This window comes from bacterium, assembly GCA_035380285.1.
Lineage (GTDB): Bacteria > Auribacterota > Erginobacteria > Erginobacterales > DAOSXE01 > DAOSXE01.
Genome location: DAOSXE010000027.1, coordinates 17,781 through 37,313 on the forward strand (window position 1 = coordinate 17,781; position 19,533 = coordinate 37,313).

The window sequence follows — 19,533 nt, forward strand, 5'->3', positions numbered from 1 at the left end:
TCAGGAACGGCGCAGACGCCGGCGGAGCTTCATCCAGAAGCGGGCCGGGAAGCGCCCCAGGCGCAGGCGCCAGCCCCCGAGGACCGAATCCGCTTCCCGGAGCAGTTCCCGGACGGGAAGCCCCTGGGGGCAGGCGGTCTCGCAGAGCCCGCAGCCGGTGCAGAGGGCGGCGTCGGAACGCGGCCCGTTGATCCCTCCGGGCCCGAGCAGGTACAGCCGGCGGTGGCGGCCGAGGCCGCCGAAAACGGCCAGGCCGTCCAGAAGTTCGAAGCAGCGGGGAATATCCACCCCCGCCGGGCAGGGGAGGCAGTACCGGCAACCGGTGCAACCGGTCCGGGCCAGGTCCCGGTAGAGAGCGGCCACCCGTTCCACCTGTTCCGCTTCCTCCGGCTCCAATTCTCCCGGAAGCGGGGCCGCGGCGGCCGCGGCCAGGTTTTCCTCCAGCTGCCCGGGAGCGCTCATCCCCGACAGGACCGTCGTCGCCTCCGGCCGGTTCCAGATCCATCGCAGAGAACGCTGGGCGGGGCTCAGGTCCCCCGGAGCCCGTTTCCAGGCGTCCGCCACCGCCGGGGGCAGGTTCCGAACCAGCCCCCCGCCCCGCAACGGCTCCATGATCATCACCCCCAGCCCCCGGGAAGCGGCGTACTCCAGGCCCGCCTCCCCGGCCTGGAGGCGGCGGTCGATGAAGTTGTACTGGATCTGGCAGAAGTCCCAGCCGTACGCGTCGACGATTTCCCGGAAGGTGTCGGGGTCGCCGTGGTAGGAAAACCCGAGGTTGCGGATCTGGCCGCGGCGGCGCGCGTTCTCCAGAAATTCGATCGTCCCCAGCCCCCGGAGCTTCTCCCAGAACTCGCGGTCGAGAGCGTGCAGGAGGTAATAATCGATCCGGTCGGTCCGCAGTCTCTTCAGCTGGCCGGCCAGGTACGGCTCCAGGTCGGCGCGGGCCGCCACCAGCCAGGGAGAGAGCTTGTCCGCCAGCAGGACCCCTTCCCGCAGCCCCCCGGCCAGGGCGCGGCCCAGGAAAGGCTCGCTTTCCCCCTTATGGTAGGGAACCGCGGTGTCGAAATAGTTGATCCCGGCCTCGACGGCCCTTTTCAGCATGGCTTCCGCCCGGGGGCCGTCGATCCGGCCGCCGCGGACCGGGAGGCGCATGCAGCCGAACCCCAGAATCGAAATCTCCTCCCCGGTGCCGGGGATACGGCGGTACTGCATAAAACTTCCCCGGGCTTCCGGCGCGCGGCCGGAACCGCGGCTCAGGCGCCGACCTTGCGCACCTCGTCGCCGGTCTTGGCCAGGAGCTGCTCCCACTGGGCGTCGACCCAGGCCTGGAACTCCGACAGCAGTTCCCGGTTCTCCGGGCGCAGCAGGTGCTTGAACCGGCCCTGGCTCTTGATCCATTCCTCGATGGGGAGCTTCTGCTTGGGCTTGTAGTTGAGCTGCCAGCGGCCGTTGTCCACTTCGTACAACGGCCAGAAACAGGTTTCCACCGCCAGCCGGTTGATCTCGACCGAATCGAACTGGGGCACGCGCCAACCCCGGAAACAGGAGGCGAGAACGTTGATGAACTTGGGGCCCCGGATATCCAGGGCTTTTTTGACCTTGGCGATGTAATCGCGCCAGTTGTGGGGCGAGGCCTGGGCGACGTAGGGGATGTGGTGGGCGGCCACGATCGCGGTCAGATCCTTGGGAAACTGTTTCTTTCCCGGGACGACGTCCCCGGCGGGGCAGGTCGTGGTCGAGGCCCCGAACGGGGTGGCCGAGGAGCGCTGGATCCCGGTGTTCATGTAGGCTTCGTTGTTGTAGCAGATGTAGAGGAAGTCGTGCCCCCGCTCCAGCGCCCCGGAAAGCGACTGCAGCCCGATATCGTAGGTGCCGCCGTCGCCGCCGAAGGCGATGAATTTGACGTCCTCGCCGATCTTTCCCTTCTTCTTCAAGGCCCGGTAGGCGGTCTCCACCCCGCTGATGGTGGCGGCCGCGTTCTCGAAGGCGTTGTGGATGTAGGGCACCCGGAAAGCGGTGTAGGGATAGATCGTGGTCGAAACCTCCATGCAGCCGGTGGCGAAGGCGAGAACCACCGGCCCATCCACCGCCATCAGCGCCTGCCGGATGGCGATCATGCTCCCGCAGCCGGCGCAGGCCCGGTGGCCGGGACTGATGATTTCGGGGTTTTTCGAAAGTTCTTTTAACGTCAGTGCCATCTCGTCAACCTCGCGTTATTCCCGCACCCCGAGGTGGCGGGCCTCCTGCTGGTAATACGACCCGCGCTTGAGGTCGTGGAATATCCCCTGGACCTGATCGATCCGGAGGTCCCGGCCGCCCAGGCCGAACACGTAGTCCGAAACCGGAACGTCGGTGCGGCCGTAGAGGGCGGCGCGGACTTCCGCGGCCACCGGCCCCCCGTTGCCGCTGAAGCTTTCGGACCGGTCCATGACCGCCACCGCCTTGGCCCCGCGCAGGGCTTCGGCCACCTCCCGGGCGGGGAAGGGACGGAACACCCTGAGCTTAAGCACGCCCACCTTGTCCCCCCGTTCCCGCAGCTCGTCGACCGCGGCCTTGGCCGTGCCCGCCGCCGATCCCAGGGCGACCACGACGTACTCGGCATCCTCGGTCATGTACTCGTCGAAAAACCCGTAGGAACGCCCGCTGAGTTTCCCGTACTCCTCCCCCACCTCCAGGATGACCTTACGGGCTTCGATCACGGCCTGGGCCTGCTGCATCTTGTGTTCGAAGTAATAGTCCTGGAGGTCGAGGGGGCCGTAGGTGACGGGGTGGGCGGTGTCGAGAAGCGGATACCGGGCGGTATGCTCTCCCACAAAACTCCTGACCCGCGAATCTTCCAGCGTCTCCACCCGCTCCATGGTGTGGCTGATGATGAACCCGTCGTGGGTGGACATGACCGGAAGCAGCACCCGGGGATCCTCGGCGATCTTCACCGCCTGGATAAGGTTATCGTACACTTCCTGGGAATTTTCGCCGTAGATCTGGATCCACCCCGAATCGCGGGCCCCCATGGTGTCGCTGTGGTCGCAGTGAATGTTGATCGGGGCCGACAACGCCCGGTTCACCACCGCCATCACGATGGGCAGGCGGCTGGACGCGGCGATGTAGACCACCTCCCACATCAGGGCCAGCCCGTTGGCGGAGGTGGCGGTCATGACCCGGGCCCCCGCGGCCGCGGCCCCGACCGCGGCGCTCATGGCCGAATGCTCGGATTCGACCAGGATCATTTCGGTGGTGACCTTGCCGTCGCTGACGAAGCCGGAAAACTTCTGCATCAGCTCCGTCTGGGGGGTGATCGGGTAGGCCGGGACCACGTCCGGGTCGATCTGGCGCATGGCCTCGGCCCCGGCTTCGTTCCCCGTAAGTGCTTTGATCGTACTCATCGGATTTCGTCTTCCTGATTTATTGCTTGCGGATGCCCCATTCGTCGGTCTCGATTTCCGAGACCCGTTCTTCCGAGATCATCTCGATCGCCTGGACCGGGCAGATATGGGCGCAGATCGAGCACCCCTTGCAATGGTCGTAATCGAACCCGGCCATGGCTTCATCGCGGACCATGATGGAACCGTCGGGGCAGAATACCCAGCATTGGAGACAGTTGATGCACTTCGCCTTATCCACGACCGGGCGTTCCGAACGCCAATCCCCGGTCTTGTATTCGATGGCGTTGCCGGCTTCGGTGATCACCCCGCCGATCGGAATCTCTTTCCAGCCCGGTTTTTTCTCCTCGCTCATGCCTCAACTCCCAGCTGTTGCCGCCCGGTTGCTCCGGGCTTCCTCGCCGGCGCGCCGGACCGCCCGGATGTTGCCTTCCAGAACCTTTTCCGAAAATTTCCCGGAAAATTCTTTCCTGATGTTTTCCTCCACCGTCTTCATCTCGACCGCCCCGGTGGCCCGGACCAACGCTCCGAGCATGGGCATGTTGGGGATGGGCCGGCCGATCTCATCCCGGGCGATCCCGTCGGCGTCCAGGGTCCAGACGATCTTGTCCGCCAGGGCCGGGTATTCCCGGACGACTTCCTCGGGCGAATGAGGGGTGTTGAGAATGACGGTGCCCCCCGGGACCAGTCCTTCGCAGACGTCGACGGCCCCCATCAGGCTGGTGTCGAGCACCAGCACGACCTGGGGGGTGTAGACGGCCGAGTGCATCTTGATGGGGCTGTCGCTGATCCGGGTGTAGCCCTTGATCGGAGCGCCGGACCGCTCCGGCCCGTACTCCGGGAAACCCTGGCTGTACTTCCCTTCGTTGAGGGCGACCAGGGCGAGGAACTCCGCGACCGTCTTCGCACCCTGACCTCCCCGCCCGTGCCACCTGATTTCCGTCAACTCCGCCATCGCTGCTCCTTTTTCGTTCGAGGGGCGACTCGCCCGCTTGCGATACTTTGAAAGTAAATCCTAGTACCCCGCCGCCGCCTTGTCAACGCACACCCTCCGCCCCGCGGCCTCCCGGACTCAAAGGTCCCGGCGGCCCTCCAGGGCCCGGGTCAAAGTCCCGGGATCGACGAAATCGATCGCGGTGCCCAGGGGGATTCCCGCCGCCAGGCGGGTGACCTTCACTCCCAGGGGCTTGAGCACCCGGGCCAGGTAAAAAGCCGTGGTCTCCCCTTCCGGATCGGAGCCGGTGGCCACGATCACCTCCCGGGGCGACTGCCTCCGGATCCGGGCCACCAGCGCGCCGATCCGAAGGTCTTCCGGCCCCACCCCGTCCAGGGGGGAAATCTTCCCCATGAGCACGTGGTAACCGCCCCGGTAGCTTCCGGTCTCTTCGAAAGCGACCACGTCCTTGGGCTCCTCGACCACGCAGATGATGCCGTGGTCCCGGCCCGGATCCTCGCAGATGGAGCAGGTCCGGCGGTTGGTGAGGTTCCCGCAGGAAGCGCAGAAGCGCACCGAGGCCTTCATCTTTTCGAGGGCCTCCCCCAGTTTTTTCGTCTCCCCGGCCGGGCGCAGAAGGAGGTGGAAGGCTATCCGCTGGCTGCTCCGGGGCCCCAGGCCGGGGAGGCGGCCCAGCCGCTCCAGCAGGTCGGTCATCTCCGGGGGGTATCCGGCCACGGGTCGCCCCTAGATGCCCAGGCCGGGGAGGCTCATTCCCCCGGTCAGGTCCGAGATCTGATCCCGGGAGACGCGCTCGACTTCTGCCGCCGCCTGGCGGACGGCGGCGACGACCATGTCTTCGAGCATGGCGACGTCGGCGGGGTCGACCACTTCCGGGGAGATGGAGAGGGAGAGCAGTTCCTTCTTCCCGTTCACCACCGCCTTGACCATGCCCCCTCCGGCCGTCCCTTCCGCCTTCAGTTCGTCCAGGCGCCCCTGCAGATCCATCAACCGTTTCTGCATCTGGGCCGCCTGCTTCAGCATTTTCGCGTATCCGGCCATGATCGTCTCCTTCGGTTACCGCCCGCTCTCGACCCGGACCACGGTCCCTTTGAAGTGGTCGATGACCCGGTTGACCGCGGGGTCGCGGCGGGGGTCGGGCCCCTTCCCCGGGGCTTTCGCCCCCCCGGAGGCCCCGGCCGGGGCTTCCTGGCGGGCGGCCGCTTCCTCGACCGTGAACTTCAGCCGCACCGGGGCCCCCAGCTTCCCTCCGAGCAGGGTTTCCATGAACTGCTTGACCTTGGGCTCCTCCAGCGCTTCCCGGTGGAAATCGTGAGTCTGGTCGAAGACCACTTCCACCACGCCCTCGAGGCAGCCCCGGGGCGTGGCCAGTTGGAGGTAGGATTTATGGAGAGGCCGGTTCTGCCCCAGGGCTTCCAGGAACTCCCGCCAGATGCCGCCGAAGTCCTTCCCGCCGGCCGCCGCGGGAGGATCGGCGTCTTCCTCCGGGGCGCCTCCGGCACAGAGCGCTTCCACCCGTTCGACCAGTTCTTCCAGGTAGATCCGTTGCGGGGCCCGGGCCAGGCGCACCAGGACCATCTCCAGGGCGACGCGCTCGGAAAGGGTGAAGCGGACGTCCCGGGAAAAACGCAGCAGCTCCTCGAGAATGTACTCCAGCTGCGGGAGCCGGAACCGTTCCGACAGTTCCCGGGCGTTTTCGGCGGGAAGAACGGCCAGAGCGTCTTCGTCGCCCGATGCCTTGAAGACGAGAAGATCGCGGAAGGCGCTGACGAGCATGGCGGTGAAGGTCGGGATGCTCCATCCCTGGTTGAAAATCTCGGCGGCTTGACTCAGGACCGCGCGGATATCCCCGGAAGCGACGGCGGCGGCCACCTCGGCCAGGATCCGGGCCGGAACCAGCCCCAGGAGTTCGAGCGTCGCCTCGGCGGTGACCCGGTCTCCGCAGTAGGCCAGAAGCTGGTCGAGGATGCTTTCGGCGTCGCGCATCCCCCCGTCGGCGTTGGCGGCCACCAGCCGCAGCGCTTCATCCTCGTAGGCGATCCCGTCGCGCTCCAGGATCTCCCGCAGCCTCCCCGTCAGCGACCGCTCCGCCAGCTTGCGCAGGTCGAACCGCTGGCAGCGGGAGATGATCGTGGGCGGAAGCTTCTGGGGGTCGGTGGTGGCCAGGCAGAAGATCACGTGGGCGGGGGGTTCTTCCAGGATCTTGAGCAGGGCGTTGAAGGCTTCGCGGGTCAGCATGTGGACCTCGTCCACGATATAGACTTTGTAGCGGGAAACCGCCGGGGCGAACTGGGCCGACTGGCGCAGGTCCCGGATCTCGTCGATGCCCCGGTTGGAGGCGGCGTCGATCTCGAGGACGTCGAGACTGACCCCGTCCATGATGTCCCGGCAGGAAGCGCACCGGTCGCAGGGAGAAACGGTGGGCCCTTCGCTCTCCAGGCAGTTGATGCTCTTGGCGAAGATCCGGGCGATGGTCGTCTTGCCGATGCCGCGGGGACCGGTAAAGAGGTAGGCGTGCGCCAGCCGGTCTTTTCCGATGGCGTTGACCAGCGTTCGGGAGACGTGTTCCTGCCCCACCACCTGGTCGAACTGCTGGGGCCTCCACTTCCGCGCCAGAGCCAGATATGCCATGCCTGTTTCCGCCTTCCTCTTCGCGTCCGAAATATGTTCGCGCACCCGCCGTCGAGGTTCCCGGCTCCGGCTTCGCCGGCGGTCGGCTCGGGCCGAGCCGATCCGGACCGCCCCGGGGGGACGCGTACCGCTGCTTCCTTCCGGACCTGACGGGTTTGGCGTTCCCGAAGCGTCCGGGACCCGGCCGTCGACGCTTTCCGCTCGGTTCGCCCGGACCCGGCAGGGGCCCCTCGGGCGGGAATTCGGCCCTGCTGAAGCGGATTGCAGGTCGCCCCCCGTTTCCGGGGGGGTCAGGGCACCGCTGGCTCCCCGCCTAGCGCGAACGCCGTATCGTACCAAAAGCGATCCCGGAAAACACCCCGAAACTGCCGACGGGGACGTTCCGACTGTCAGAAGAAGGCGCTTATAAGACAAATCACCGTAAATATGCTATAATTTTAGGTAAGCAACGTAACCGGGAGGTGAGCATGAGAATCGTGGTTTCTCTGGCGGCGGCCCTGGCCCTGGCCGGCGGAACGGGAGCGGGGTGGAGCGCCGATTTCGACGGCGACGGCACCCCGGACGTGGCCGTTTTCCGGCCGGCCAGCGGAAAATGGTTCGTCCGCAACATCACGCGGGTGACGTATGGAACCTCCACCGACACCGCCGCGCCCGGCGACTACAACGGGGACGGGACCAGCGAGATCGGCGTTTTCCGCCCCGCGGCGGGGAAGTGGCTGGTCATGAACACCACCCAGTTCTGGTTCGGGGTCAGCACCGATACGGTCATTCCGCCCACCGCCGCCCGAGGGCCCCAGGGCGATCAGGGCGCGACCGGCCCCGCCGGACCCCAGGGCGACCAGGGGATCCAGGGCGATCAGGGGCCGGCCGGACCTCAAGGAGAACAGGGGCCCCAGGGCGACCAGGGGATCCAGGGCGACCAGGGGCCTCAGGGCGATCCGGGGGCCCAGGGCGATCCCGGCCCCGCCGGACCCCAGGGCGACCAGGGTGAACAGGGGCCCAAGGGCGACCAGGGCGACCAGGGGCCGAAAGGAGACCAGGGAGACCAGGGGATCCAGGGCGATCAGGGACCCCAGGGCGAACAGGGACCTCCCGGGACCAGCAGCTGGACCGACGGGACCGATCAGGTCACGACCGACGTCAGCGTCGGCATCGGCGTGGAGGAGCCCGACTACGACCTCGAGGTCGGCGGGACCATCGTCGGCCGGTTCTCGGCGGGGGACGTTCCCATCGCCGCCTGCCCGGGCCAACTCTACACCTCGTCCACTTCCGCCCAGGAGGTGGCCGCCTTCGCCATCGGGCAGCCCGGCGACGTCCGGGTCAAGTTCTACCTGGGCGGGAGCGCCGACGGGGCCACGGCCTACGCCCGGATCTACGTCAACGGCTCCCCCGACAGCGGGACCTGGTCGCAGACCGGGTCTTCCTACAGCGCGATCAGTTACGACGTCGAAGACCTCGAAGTCGGCGACGAGATCGAGCTCTACCTCTACCGGTCGGTCACGGGCGATACCTCCAGCGCCCAGGGCCTGACCCTCAACGTCGAGGCCGGACCCTTCGCCACCTACCTCTATACCTACTCCCTCTGAGACCGGGGTCCGGACGGAGGGATCGGGAGGCCTCCCCCCGCGGCCGCGGGGGGAGGCCTCCGCCGTTACCGGCGCAGGCGGACCGTGCTATACTCCGGGCGGCGCAAGCGCGAACCCGGGAGAGAACCTTGAAAATGCCGGCAGCAGCGGTGGCGGCGGCGGTCCTGGCCGCCGGCGGCCTGTTCCTGGCCGCGGTGCCGCCCTGGAACCTGCCCGACGAACCGACCCACCTCGACCGGGTCCGCCGCCTGGCCGGGACCCCCGTCTCCCAGGCGGCGGTCATCCGCTCCATGGCCGGCTACGGGTTCTGGAGGAACCTGGGGCTGGAGACGCCTTGCCCCCTCCCCTCCCGCTTCGAGGAGATCGAGTTCCTGCGCCTGGCCGGCGCGGCCGACCAGACGGAGAAACGCCCCGCCGCCTACTACCTGGCCGCCGCCGCCCTGCTTCGGACCGCCGGAGCGGCTTCCCCCGTCGCCGACCTCTACCTGCTCAGGGGCTTCTCCCTGCTGCTGACCTCCCTGACCGGGGCACTTCTCTGCCTGGCCGCCCGCCGGCTGGCTCCCGGAGAGCCGTGGTTCGGCCTCGGCGCCGCCGCCGCGGGCGTGCTCCTCCCCCAAGCGCTGCTGATCGGGGTCTCGGCCAGTTACGAACCCCTCCTGGACGCCGCCGCCGCCGCGTTTCTGCTGGCGGCGGTGAGGATGCAGTTCGCCGGACCGACCTTCCTCTCCGTCGCCGCCCTGACGCTGACGGCGGCGGCGGCGGCGGCGGTCTCCCCCAAGGGGCTGTTCCTCCTCCCGGCCGCTCCGCTCGCCGGTATTTTGGCCGGAGCGGGGGTCGAAGGCCCGGGGCGCCGGCTCCGGGGCCTGGCGGGGGGGGCGGGGACGCTCCTGGCCGCGGCCGCCGTCGCCCTGGCTCTGACCTGGTTCCGGCCGGAAGCGGCGGCGAAACTGCTGGCGGCCGTCCGGGAAGCCTGGGAAAAACTGCGGGAAACCTGCGGCGGCGGCGTCTACCCGGCCTGGCGCTACTACCCCTGGTTCAACCGGGAGGTCTTCCGCTCCTTCTTCTTCAAGGCCGGGTGGGCGGCGGCGCTGCTGCCGGCCTGGACCTATGCGGTCTTCGCCGGGGCCTGCCTCCTGGCCCTGGCGGGCCAGGTCCCCCTGCTGATCCGGCTGGCCGCCCGGCGCCGGGAATCCCGGGGTGCCTGCCTGCGGGCATGGGCGGTCCTGGCCGCGGTCGCGGCGTTCAGCGTCCTGGGCTTCTACCTCTCGCGGGGGCTGGGCCCCCGGGCGGCGCCCCAGGGGCGGCACCTCCTGGTCGGAGCCGGCGCGGGTGGGATCCTCTTCGCCTGGGGGCTGACGGCGTGGGCGCGACGGAGATGGCGAACGGCGATCGCCGTCGGCGTCTTCCTGGCCTTCTTCCTGTCCGACCTGGCCATCGCCGCCTTCTTTCTCTTCCCCCTTTACGGATCGTAAACGGGGAACGGGGCCGAGCGGCCCCGGGAACGGAGAGGCAGGGATTCGAACCCTGGGTACCCTTTTGGGGCACACGCGATTTCCAGTCGCGCCGAATCGACCACTCTCGCACCTCTCCCTGGGAGGCCGGCCGGGGACATAACCCGGCCTTTCAGCGGAGAGGCTGGGATTCGAACCCAGGGTACGCAAAGCGTACAACGGTTTTCGAGACCGCCCCGTTCGACCGCTCCGGCACCTCTCCGAGCAGACCGGCCCGCCGGGCCGGAGTTTCTTATACCGTAAATGGGACGGCCTCCAAAGCAGTTTTTTCTCAGGAGCCGGGGCCGGGCCGGGGGCGTTCCTTCTCCTCCCGGACCCCGCGGAAAAACTCCTTCAGCAATTCCCCGCACTCCTCGCCCCGCACTCCCCCCAGGACCTCGACCGCGCCGCCCAGGGCGGGCAGGGAGAAGAGATCGACCACCGACCCAGCCGCCCCGTCCCGGGGGGCGGGGGCGCCGAAGACCAGGCGCGAGACCCGGGCCTTGATCATGGCCCCGGCGCACATCGGGCACGGTTCCTTGGTCACGAAGAGGCAGCAGCCGTCCAGGCGCCAGTCCTCGCGGGCGGCCGCGGCCTGGGTGAGGGCGATCATCTCCGCGTGGGCGGTGGCGTCCTTGAGCAGTTCCACCTGGTTGTGGGCCCGGGCCAGCACTTTCCCCTCCCGGGCGATGACGCAGCCGATCGGGACTTCCCCGGCGGCGGCGGCCCGGGCGGCCTCGGCCAGGGCCAGGCCCATGAAGTAGTCGTCCCCGGCGGCGGCGAGCAGGTTCACCGCATCGGTCTCCGGGAAAAGGTCCGGGGGCCCGGGAAGGAACGTGCCTGCAGGGACTCGAACCCCGAACCTTCTGATCCGTAGTCAGATGCTCTATCCAATTGAGCTACAGGCACAACTCTCCGCGCGTGCGGCCCGGGGGCCGGTGCGCGCGGTGTAGTTATACCGGCCGGGCAAAAACGAGTAAAGCCCAAAATTGAAGCGGACACGGCTCAGTTCCCCCCCGGGTAAAGCGCCCCCAGCCAGACCATCCCCGCCAGGACCGCCAAACCCGCCGCCGCCAGGAGCAGGCTCAGCCCGGGCAGAAACGAGACCCGCCGGGAGACGGCCACGGCCCGCAGCGACAGGGCCAGGGAAACGGCCAGAACCGCGGCCGCCGCCAGGTAGCCGGCCGCCACCGCCGCCGGCCCGATCCCGGCCGGGGAGGCCCCGGCCCGGAAGAGGAGGAGACTGAGGGCGAAGAGCCCGGAAAGCAGACCCAGGCCGATTAGGGCGAGCACGAACTGTTTCATCTTTCGGTCCGCGCCGCCGGGGCCGCTCGCCCCGGGACGCCGACGGAGAGGCAGGGATTCGAACCCTGGGTACCGGTAAACCCGGTACAACGGATTAGCAATCCGCCGCATTCGACCACTCTGCCACCTCTCCAGGCACAAGGTTTTATACCGTATCGCGGCCCCATCCCCAATATTTTTTGCTCGTTTTCCCCTTCCTGGTGCAAAAAGCATGGAGCATAGAGCAGAGGGCATAGAGCAAGACCCACCACCCGAGCCCCAGGGTTCAGGGGACGAATTCAGAATACAGTATTCAGGATTCAGTAACCCTCCACCTCGGCCCCTGAAGAGTTTCACAGACCTACTTGCCGGTAGAGAGGTTACACGGATTAAGAAACTGAGATTACGCAGATTGGGAAAGTCTCGGGGCTTTTACTGTCCCCCGGACGATATCTTCATCCAGCCTTAAACCTTCGCCCAACTCTCTGTGCCCTGTGGCGAGAAGCAAAGGGCATAGAACCTGGAGCGTAGCGTAAATCCGTCAGTGCGAGCGGAGCAAAGCAATCTTCATATAGTTGAACTGCCCAACAGATTGCTTCGTCGCCAAAGCTACTCGCAATGACATAGAGAGGCTCCTCTGACTATGAACCCTGAACCCTCCCTTGCCTGCCCTCTCTTTCTTGAAGCCGGTGGGATCGGAACAAACGGGGTGGGACAGGATCAGGTTTCCATCGGCAGCGATCACCGCTTGGTGTGTGAGGTCGGATTTGCCGATACCGGGAGCACCGGTGATGAGGATGTTCTGCCGGTTCTGAAACGCCGTCACCAGCACATCCTTGAGGACGGATGGTTTCATATTCCCCTCCTTTGACATAAGGCGGTTTGGTGGTCTGACCTCCACTTGCCTTATGACAAAAAAGGATCCTAAAAAGAAAAGGGGTGGCCTCCCATGTCTGGGAAGCCACCCGGCTTTGGGGGAAAAATACTTGGGCATGTGTTTATTTTTTCAGTTATTTTCTAACGTGGAGTTGAGGTGCCTGCGCGGCTTTTCGCGCAGGTCGCCGCGAACGCAGGGTTAGGGCTCATAGTCGATATTCTTACGAACCCAGGTGCGTTGGCTTGTGGACATAGATGGCCAAAGCTTTCGGATCTTCCATCTCTCCATTTTTCGGAGCTGATCCTTTTCTCTATTTCGCTGAATGACTAGCTTAAAGTCTGTTGGTGAATATTCGATTTCGTGTTGATCGAGCAGTCAGAACAGTAATGCCAGTTGCTTCGGCGTAAACGCATCCCGATCAAGAACGTAAGAAATGAAAGAGTCGATATCAAATCTATCTTCCACTGCAGACAACGTAACGAGCTTGTTAACAAGGCGGCGCTTCCTCACCTCATTACAAGAAAGCGACGATCTCGATTTACCCGACAGCGAGATTCATCAGAACCCAGAATATTTCCGAGTTCATCAGTTGCCGAGATGCCGAACTTATTGATGCACTCGGACCCAACCAACATTTCATTTCCATTGTGCCGATTGATGATCTTGAATTGATATCGAATGTCCGGGTGTTCGCACAACGTGAGGCCTAAGGGTCCTCTGAGCGATCCCTCCCGAATGGAGGGCCCGTTCCGGCGGTTTGTCGGGGGGTGCGCCAAGACGCCCCGCCGGAACAGAAGCGCAGTTTGCCTCCTGATTTCTATTTCTCACCTGGCACTCCCGGCAACGCAGCCTTTGAGTGCCCCAGCGTCCTTTGATATGAGATGCCGAGCTTCCGACAGACCGACTGCCGAACTTTATAGGGGCGATCAAAGAGGTAGAAATGCTCGGCGACCAGCATCCGAAGCAACGTCAGTCCGAATACATCATCTTCCACTTCCTTGCGCAACTCATCGATCCGTTTCTCTGGGAAAGCCCGGCTATGGTCGAGTCGTAGGCACAACTGTACAAAACGCGTCGCTCGCGTGTCATAACTACCTTCCAACGCTTCATAGGTCTTCACCAATGTTTCAGAACCTACCGCATACGAGATCCGTCGGAATGTTGCCAAGCACATGATTTCCGTAACGAAAAAGACGAACTCCTTGGCAGCAGGGACACGTTGACGCTCGGGGAGGTCTTCGAACTTCTTTCCAAACAAATCGGCGAGCGCTTCGAGTGTAGTATCAAGGTGCCGCTCCATCAGGGTGCAGAAACTATTGAATACGCGAAGCGCAAGATCGAAGCACTCTTGCGTGATCTCTAGTTTTATGTCGCTCTTCAAGGATCCAGTGAAATTTCTGAGGATCTGGCCGAGCACTTGAAGAGCTTTGATCGCGCGGTTGATCAACAACACTTCGTTCAACTCAGCGTCCTCTCTGTCGCGTTCATCCTGTGACGGCTCGTCACCGTCGGTCTGGACACGCTGCCGATCATCTGCGTCAACCTTCTCAAGGACTGCCCGCCGTTGCTTCTTTGGGTCTCCGTCTGGTAAGACGATTGCAGGCAAACTATCTTGGACTCGACTGATAAAGGCAACGTGATCTGCAAGATCTGAAGGGCTTACTCCCCGGAAGAGCGACTTCGCCTCGTCGATTACCCGCTGAATTACGGGTCTGCTCTTCGTCAAGTAGGTGAGGAATATGAGGATGTTTGCGAAGTCCTCGCGGTGAATCTGGCGTGCGGCCTCGTCAACGCACTTCTGAACATCCCTTTCGTCGAAGTTGTCCCGCATGTGTCGTGCGACGAAGTAGTAGAAGAAGTATCGATAAACGAATCGGTACTTCCCGTACCGCATCGGCAGCAGGCGAGAGTCGAGAATTCCTTCCTTGAGTCTCGATGGTTCACAGTTCAGGCCAAACTTGTCTATGTGTTCGCGAGTGAAATGATCCAACCCCTCTTCATCGATGTCGTACCGTCCTTGCGTGTGTAGATGCCACGCCAGTTCGGATAGAAACGTGTACTTCGCATCAACTTCTTCCGCAGAACGCGACGACTGTTGAAGAGCCAGTGTGAGCACAGTTTCGTAGAAGTACCCGTAGGAGCCAGAACGGGTGTCCAGCGGTACCTGCGCCTCCAACTGCTGAAGGAGGATCAGGATGTAAACGGGATTCGCGGGCAAGAGATTCTGACCAAGAGTTTGGCTCACGGTGTGAGCAGTCTCCCGAATCTGGTGCTGGAGTTCGATCGGCTGAAGCAAATGCTCCTGACCAAGAGTAATCCACTTCTCGATAAGAATATCGCGGAGCAGATGACCGAATGGCCGAATTTCGTAGCGCCTATACCCTTGCAGCGCAGTATCTTCTTCGGGAGCAGCGACCAATTCCTCTACCTGGGTCAGATCTCCGGCGAAAAGGCATGTATGGCCAAACTTGCCTTTCAGCCAAGTGATGAGCTTGGCCTTCCCGGTTGAGTTGAGTGGCGAATCGCCGAAATCATCCACAAACAAGACCCGGCTCTCCACTGGAGTCTGCCAAAACTCCTCGCTAGTGAGGTGCATGTAGTGCCGGTCGACCGCTGCACCGATTATTTTGGCCGCCTGTTGACCGTCAGCCTTGCGTAGGTCGGAGCCATTGACGAATACAGGAGTTAGTCCACGACGGATCGCGTGACGAAAGAGCATCTTGGCAAGCGTTGTCTTGCCGCTTTGCCCTTCCCCAAGAACATAGACATGTCTGTCATCGAGGAGGGTGTTGATGGTGAGCCGGGACGGGACGACTGCAGTTCCCAGGGCGGTGGGTTTGTCAGAGTGTTCGTAAGTCCGTAGATCCGGAGGAACAAAGATATCTTCTAACGTGAGTTCCTTGGCGCGATGTGTCAACTGAAGTCCTAGGTCGTCAAGAAATGCCTTGGTTTCATCCGAAAGGCGCTGCTGGTGCGCAGCCGCGTTGGTGGCACACACATACGGCCGCCATTGGGTCTCCGCTGTCATTGCCACAAAATGGTCACTACACCAGGAGAAAGGTGTCACAGCATAGCAAGATCCCGCCGCATCAATCTGAACCACGCTGAAAGCGCAGTGTTTTTTGTCCTCGCTATTTAGGAGACCGCCTTCAACATAGCCCGTCGGTTCATCAGTACTCTTGACCTTCGCGAACTCGTCGTAGTCGTGTTCATGCCCGCTAAGCACGAGATCAGAGGTGTCCTCCAGACCTCGACGAAGCTCTCTGGCGTTGCCGGACTGGAACCAGGGATACGGATGATGCATGAGCGTGACACGGACATCAGCGTGCGCTATATCAGGTACAGAGGAAGTAGGGAAGAACAAACGACCCTGTTCTTCCCGGAGAGTGGACATCCATGCCGTGTTGAGACACCGGAACGCAATTCGGACACCATCACCACATGTAATCACCACGGTCCATGAAAGGCATGGCTCCGTACCCCCGGGGGATAATTCCATCTGCCGTAGCCACTCAAAGAAAGCTGTCTGAACGACAGTGCATTCGGCCATCATGCTGCCGCTTTCGGGAAGCACTCCTCGCTCGCGGATATCCTTAATGACTAGATCCCTTACCGCAGCATCGTCAGGGAAATCGCAGTCGTGATTTCCGGGGCATACGACGATATGGACTGACGATGCGACTTTCCCCTGTAGCCCCTCCCGAAGATATCTAAAGTACTCCGTTGCAGCGGTGTACTCCTCCGTCTTCCCTGAGTAAGCAATATCGCCCGTCACAGCAACTGTGAGAGTATCGAAGTCTACGTTCATTCCACGCACGGCGGCGACTATAGAAGAAGGGCTGCATGGCTCACTCCTGCCGCCCAGATGTATGTCGCTCAAGTGAATCAGTCCATTCATGATCTTTCCTTTTCCACAACTACTCCGATATTACCTCTTGCAAACGTGTTCTTAGGTTAATTTTTTCTGCACAAAAAAGGTTATCAAAATAGCCGCTTGATGGCAAAACAAAGCGGGCATTATTCGGATAACCAACCTCCATAGACCTGAGGCGGCTTCCCGTGCCATCTCTTAACCGGGAAGGATAGGGACACCCACAAATGGCTGGCCCGGGCAGTGACGGCTCCTTACTACGGATCCTCGACCGATCAGCCGGTCACGAACCCCTGAAATCGGTCATCCCCCTTTTGGGGATTACTTATGCGCTTGGATTTTACCATTCTTATCGATATCGATATAAATTTCTGTATCACTATAGTGATTAAGTACAATTTCACCTAACAACTGCCCTTCTATATAAAATTTAACAACGTGCTCATAGGCATGATAATAAGAACTCTCAAATTCCCCATAGGCATTAATCACATGTCCAGAATCGTCCCCATCATAGCGATGCTTATTTATTTTAATCCAATCAGATGGGATTTTACTGTATTCAATATCCTGCTTCGGCAGATCTTCAGAAAAAAATACGTCGATTTCTATTTTGATCTGTTCTCCGGTATGATTATAAATTTCAAAATTTCTTGTCTTTATACATCCAATAAACAAACAGCTAGCGACAAACAGCATTCCCCTGCTTCTATGGAGTATTCGTGCAACTTTCATATTTGCTATGCCTAGCATGTCCCTAATATCAGACTACTTTAATAGCAGTTTTTCTCCCACAGCCACTGACTGACATAGAGCCTCTGGATCTTTCGTTCCATAACCCAGCAAACAACATAGCTGGATTTGATTGTATTCCTTGTCCGGACAGGCAGTCAATAGACTGATTTTCAGCGACGCCCCCACTGGATCAAGATCGACCTTGTGGTCACAAGCCCCTGAAATTTAGAGATAACCGGCCGAAAAAGGGCCATTTTTACCCCAAAAACTGCCTTTTAGGGGGTTCTCCCCGAGATGACAACCACGCCCTAACCCATTGTCTCTTCTGGTGTTATCTCGACCACTAGTTTAAATCCCAATGCCGTTTTGCGTCCATAATAATAGCAGGTTAGCTCCTCCTCCGGGAAAATTGCCCATAGGTTAGAAGGCTGTCCCCTCCTCCCTGGTTGACCCAGCCTCGATAGGACTGGTATGATCCCGATACAACAAGGGAGTGATAATGCCCCTGTTTGAACGCTGTATTCAGGTGATTCGATGCCCGGCTCTGGAGTATACCCCCGGCCGGGATTTTTCCTACATCGTCAGGTCTTTGACCCGACCCCTCTATCCTGTCGCCGGTTATGGGATCGTCTACTTTGCTGCCGGAATGTTGTTCTCACCTCAAAGTGCAAAAGCAGAACCAGGAGATCAAATAGCAAAAAAAGCTTTTTCATATGAAGAAGGAAGAGTTCCAACAGGAGCTGCTTTTGATAATACTGAAAAAAAACTTTATTTTATAGATGATGCTCATGATCAAATCTTTAAAGTTGATCCTGCAAATAATTATGAAGCTGCTCCTGGAACAGCTGTTGTTAATCTTGAATCAGGAGATGAATATTTCGGCCTTGGAGTTGCAAACATAGGGGGAATCCCTTACTTAGCCGCAACAAATATTACAGACTGTGAACTGGAAATATACAACGGGGCCACAGGAGCTTTTGTAAATTCAAAAACAATGCCAGGAACTCCAGGAGGCCCTCTTGGTCCAAAAGGAGTTACTTTTGATGGAGAGAATTGGTTGGTGTCTGTAGAAGCTCCACCTTACAGCAGAATAAATAAGTATGATTTATCAAGTTTGATCTTAGTAAGTGAATCTGGAAGTCTAACTATTGCAGGAATCGGAAGTGGGGATTGTGAAATAGCTTTTGATTCTGTTGATAAATTAGTATATCTTATTAGTGATTCTGACAAGAACTTTTGTACATTCGACGAAAATTTAGAGAATGTTAATTATTTTGAATTTAATCCAGGAACAAGTTATGACTTTAGAGGTGCTGCAATTGATGAAGATAATTTGGAATTTTTAGTTACAAATTCTAACTCTTATTGGGCATTCATACAGCGTTATGAAGGCTATGACGCGCCACCGACTCCCTCTCCCTCGCCTACCCCGGCTCCCACACCTGCGGTTATGGTGCTGGACTCCGGGGATTACGACGGCGACGGGACCTCGGACATAGCCGTATTCCGGTCTTCCCCGGGGCTCTGGGCGGTCCGGGGAGTGACCAGAGTCTATTTCGGCTCATATTCCGATACTCCCGCCTCGGGGGACTACGACGGGGACGGGACCACGGATATCGCCATCTTCCGGCCGGGGTCGGGCCTCTGGGCGGTCAGGGGACTCACCCGGGCCTACTTCGGTGGGGCCTCTGACGTCGCCGTGCCCGGCGACTACGACCATGACGGTTCCTGCGAGGCGGGGATATTCCGGAAAGCTTCCGGCCTCTGGGCCGTCAGGGGAGTGACCCGAGTTTATTTCGGGGGCCCGTCCGACCGGCCGGTACCGGCCTACTACCGGGGAAAGGCCGGGAAGGACGTCGCCGTGTTCCGGCCGTCATCGGGGCTCTGGGCCGTCAGGGGCGTGAGCCGGATATACTTCGGGAGTTACGCCGACTGGCCGAACCCGGGGGACTACGACGGCGACGGGACCGACGATATCGGGCTGTTCCGTCCCGGCTCGGGCCTTTGGGCGGTCAGGGGTGTAACCCGGGCCTACTTCGGGGGTTCGTCCGACCAGCCCGTCCCCGCCGACTACGACGGTTCCGGGGAAGCCGGGATGGCCGTCTTCAGGGAAAGCTCCGGGCTCTGGGCCGTCCGGGGGCTGAGCCGGGCGTATTTCGGGGGTTACGGGGACCTCCCGGTGGCAGGCCCCCCCTGCCGGCCCCTGACTCCCACGCCGACGGCGTCGCCTTCCCCTACGCCTTATACCGGTACCCCCACCCCCATCCCGACCTCGACCCCGATCACCCCCACACCCACGCCCAGCGTCACCCCCACCCCGGTGGGCTACAAGACCCCCAGCCCCACCCCTTCGGTCATGCCCACCGTCGAGCCCCTGGTCGAGTCGTCCAACTCGGACTGCCTCGGGCCCACCCGGCTCGATGACGAGCCGGAGTACCTGGAAGTCTTCTGGGAGACCAACCACGTCGCCGTCAGGCACTACAACGCCGAGTACAACTGCTGCCTGGAGAGGGTGGACGTGGAGATGCAGGTCGAGGGGTCGCAGATCCGGCTCTACGAGACCGAATACGTCCCCATCTACTGCTACTGCCTCTGCCCCTACAACGTCTTCAGCGACATCTCCCCCCTGGTCCCGGGGGAGTACACCGTCTCCGTCTACAAGATGGGGTCGTTCTGGGAATCGGCCACCGTGACGGTGCCGTAAGGGCCGCCGGGATCACCTCG

At 61.7% G+C, this 19,533-nt stretch carries 16 protein-coding genes, 4 tRNA genes and 1 other RNA gene; 3 read left to right on the forward strand and 18 right to left on the reverse strand.

What is annotated here, in order from left to right:
- The 9 genes from PLZ73_10165 to ffs form a co-directional block, all read right to left on the reverse strand.
- Complete coding sequence (locus tag PLZ73_10165) at positions 1–1,212, reverse strand: aldo/keto reductase (protein HOO78240.1); 1,212 nt, start codon at positions 1,210–1,212, stop codon at positions 1–3.
- A 41-nt stretch (positions 1,213–1,253) separates the two neighbouring features.
- Positions 1,254–2,198, reverse strand: a complete 945-nt coding sequence (locus tag PLZ73_10170; protein HOO78241.1) for a thiamine pyrophosphate-dependent enzyme — start codon at positions 2,196–2,198, stop codon at positions 1,254–1,256.
- Positions 2,199–2,213: 15 nt separating this feature from the next.
- Positions 2,214–3,383, reverse strand: a complete 1,170-nt coding sequence (locus PLZ73_10175; protein ID HOO78242.1) for a transketolase C-terminal domain-containing protein — start codon at positions 3,381–3,383, stop codon at positions 2,214–2,216.
- A gap of 19 nt (positions 3,384–3,402) precedes the next feature.
- Positions 3,403–3,735 carry a 4Fe-4S binding protein gene (locus PLZ73_10180; GenBank protein HOO78243.1) on the reverse strand — a complete coding sequence of 111 codons (333 nt, stop codon included), beginning with the start codon at positions 3,733–3,735 and terminating at the stop codon, positions 3,403–3,405.
- A 3-nt stretch (positions 3,736–3,738) separates the two neighbouring features.
- The gene (locus tag PLZ73_10185; protein HOO78244.1) at positions 3,739–4,335 is read right to left on the reverse strand and encodes a 2-oxoacid:acceptor oxidoreductase family protein; all 597 of its coding nucleotides are present in this window, start codon (positions 4,333–4,335) and stop codon (positions 3,739–3,741) included.
- Between the two features lie 117 nt (positions 4,336–4,452).
- Positions 4,453–5,031 carry a recombination mediator RecR gene (gene recR / locus PLZ73_10190; protein ID HOO78245.1) on the reverse strand — a complete coding sequence of 193 codons (579 nt, stop codon included), beginning with the start codon at positions 5,029–5,031 and terminating at the stop codon, positions 4,453–4,455.
- Positions 5,032–5,061: 30 nt separating this feature from the next.
- The gene (locus tag PLZ73_10195) at positions 5,062–5,376 is read right to left on the reverse strand and encodes a YbaB/EbfC family nucleoid-associated protein (protein ID HOO78246.1); all 315 of its coding nucleotides are present in this window, start codon (positions 5,374–5,376) and stop codon (positions 5,062–5,064) included.
- 15 nt (positions 5,377–5,391) lie between these two features.
- A complete protein-coding gene (gene dnaX / locus PLZ73_10200; protein ID HOO78247.1) occupies positions 5,392–6,966 on the reverse strand; it encodes a DNA polymerase III subunit gamma/tau in 1,575 nt (524 codons plus the stop codon).
- An 87-nt stretch (positions 6,967–7,053) separates the two neighbouring features.
- An RNA gene (ffs, locus tag PLZ73_10205) (signal recognition particle sRNA small type) lies at positions 7,054–7,152 on the reverse strand.
- Positions 7,153–7,433: 281 nt separating this feature from the next.
- Here ffs and PLZ73_10210 point away from each other — a divergent pair.
- Complete coding sequence (locus PLZ73_10210; GenBank protein HOO78248.1) at positions 7,434–8,552, forward strand: hypothetical protein; 1,119 nt, start codon at positions 7,434–7,436, stop codon at positions 8,550–8,552.
- A gap of 128 nt (positions 8,553–8,680) precedes the next feature.
- Positions 8,681–10,024, forward strand: a complete 1,344-nt coding sequence (locus tag PLZ73_10215; GenBank protein ID HOO78249.1) for a hypothetical protein — start codon at positions 8,681–8,683, stop codon at positions 10,022–10,024.
- A gap of 30 nt (positions 10,025–10,054) precedes the next feature.
- Here the strand turns inward: PLZ73_10215 and PLZ73_10220 are convergent.
- The 9 genes from PLZ73_10220 to PLZ73_10260 form a co-directional block, all read right to left on the reverse strand.
- Positions 10,055–10,142: transfer RNA gene (locus PLZ73_10220), tRNA-Ser, on the reverse strand.
- 37 nt (positions 10,143–10,179) lie between these two features.
- Positions 10,180–10,265: transfer RNA gene (locus tag PLZ73_10225), tRNA-Ser, on the reverse strand.
- A 69-nt stretch (positions 10,266–10,334) separates the two neighbouring features.
- Complete coding sequence (locus tag PLZ73_10230) at positions 10,335–10,835, reverse strand: nucleoside deaminase (protein ID HOO78250.1); 501 nt, start codon at positions 10,833–10,835, stop codon at positions 10,335–10,337.
- 42 nt (positions 10,836–10,877) lie between these two features.
- Positions 10,878–10,951 (reverse strand) — tRNA-Arg (locus PLZ73_10235).
- A 96-nt stretch (positions 10,952–11,047) separates the two neighbouring features.
- Positions 11,048–11,347, reverse strand: coding sequence for a hypothetical protein (locus PLZ73_10240; GenBank protein ID HOO78251.1), 300 nt, complete (start codon positions 11,345–11,347; stop codon positions 11,048–11,050).
- 43 nt (positions 11,348–11,390) lie between these two features.
- A tRNA-Ser gene (locus PLZ73_10245) sits at positions 11,391–11,480 on the reverse strand.
- A 387-nt stretch (positions 11,481–11,867) separates the two neighbouring features.
- Complete coding sequence (locus PLZ73_10250; protein ID HOO78252.1) at positions 11,868–12,182, reverse strand: hypothetical protein; 315 nt, start codon at positions 12,180–12,182, stop codon at positions 11,868–11,870.
- Between the two features lie 838 nt (positions 12,183–13,020).
- Positions 13,021–16,101 (reverse strand): metallophosphoesterase, encoded by a 3,081-nt coding sequence (locus PLZ73_10255; GenBank protein HOO78253.1) that lies wholly within the window; start codon positions 16,099–16,101, stop codon positions 13,021–13,023.
- 294 nt (positions 16,102–16,395) lie between these two features.
- The gene (locus PLZ73_10260) at positions 16,396–16,773 is read right to left on the reverse strand and encodes a hypothetical protein (GenBank protein HOO78254.1); all 378 of its coding nucleotides are present in this window, start codon (positions 16,771–16,773) and stop codon (positions 16,396–16,398) included.
- A gap of 1,489 nt (positions 16,774–18,262) precedes the next feature.
- Between PLZ73_10260 and PLZ73_10265 the strand changes: the two genes are divergently transcribed.
- Positions 18,263–19,513 (forward strand): VCBS repeat-containing protein, encoded by a 1,251-nt coding sequence (locus PLZ73_10265; protein HOO78255.1) that lies wholly within the window; start codon positions 18,263–18,265, stop codon positions 19,511–19,513.
- Positions 19,514–19,533 lie beyond the last annotated feature (20 nt).

Excerpts from the sequence above, each read along its gene's own strand:
- PLZ73_10195 (HOO78246.1), bottom strand. The coding sequence starts at position 5,376 with ATGGCCGGATACGCGAAAATGCTGAAGCAGGCGGCCCAGATGCAGAAA.
- PLZ73_10210 (HOO78248.1), top strand. The coding sequence starts at position 7,434 with ATGAGAATCGTGGTTTCTCTGGCGGCGGCCCTGGCCCTGGCCGGCGGA.
- PLZ73_10165 (HOO78240.1), bottom strand. The coding sequence starts at position 1,212 with ATGCAGTACCGCCGTATCCCCGGCACCGGGGAGGAGATTTCGATTCTG.
- PLZ73_10260 (HOO78254.1), bottom strand. The coding sequence starts at position 16,773 with ATGCTGTTTGTCGCTAGCTGTTTGTTTATTGGATGTATAAAGACAAGA.
- recR (HOO78245.1), bottom strand. The coding sequence starts at position 5,031 with ATGACCGACCTGCTGGAGCGGCTGGGCCGCCTCCCCGGCCTGGGGCCC.
- PLZ73_10250 (HOO78252.1), bottom strand. The coding sequence starts at position 12,182 with ATGAAACCATCCGTCCTCAAGGATGTGCTGGTGACGGCGTTTCAGAAC.
- PLZ73_10240 (HOO78251.1), bottom strand. The coding sequence starts at position 11,347 with ATGAAACAGTTCGTGCTCGCCCTAATCGGCCTGGGTCTGCTTTCCGGG.
- PLZ73_10255 (HOO78253.1), bottom strand. The coding sequence starts at position 16,101 with ATGAATGGACTGATTCACTTGAGCGACATACATCTGGGCGGCAGGAGT.
- PLZ73_10180 (HOO78243.1), bottom strand. The coding sequence starts at position 3,735 with ATGAGCGAGGAGAAAAAACCGGGCTGGAAAGAGATTCCGATCGGCGGG.
- PLZ73_10175 (HOO78242.1), bottom strand. The coding sequence starts at position 3,383 with ATGAGTACGATCAAAGCACTTACGGGGAACGAAGCCGGGGCCGAGGCC.
- PLZ73_10170 (HOO78241.1), bottom strand. The coding sequence starts at position 2,198 with ATGGCACTGACGTTAAAAGAACTTTCGAAAAACCCCGAAATCATCAGT.
- PLZ73_10185 (HOO78244.1), bottom strand. The coding sequence starts at position 4,335 with ATGGCGGAGTTGACGGAAATCAGGTGGCACGGGCGGGGAGGTCAGGGT.
- dnaX (HOO78247.1), bottom strand. The coding sequence starts at position 6,966 with ATGGCATATCTGGCTCTGGCGCGGAAGTGGAGGCCCCAGCAGTTCGAC.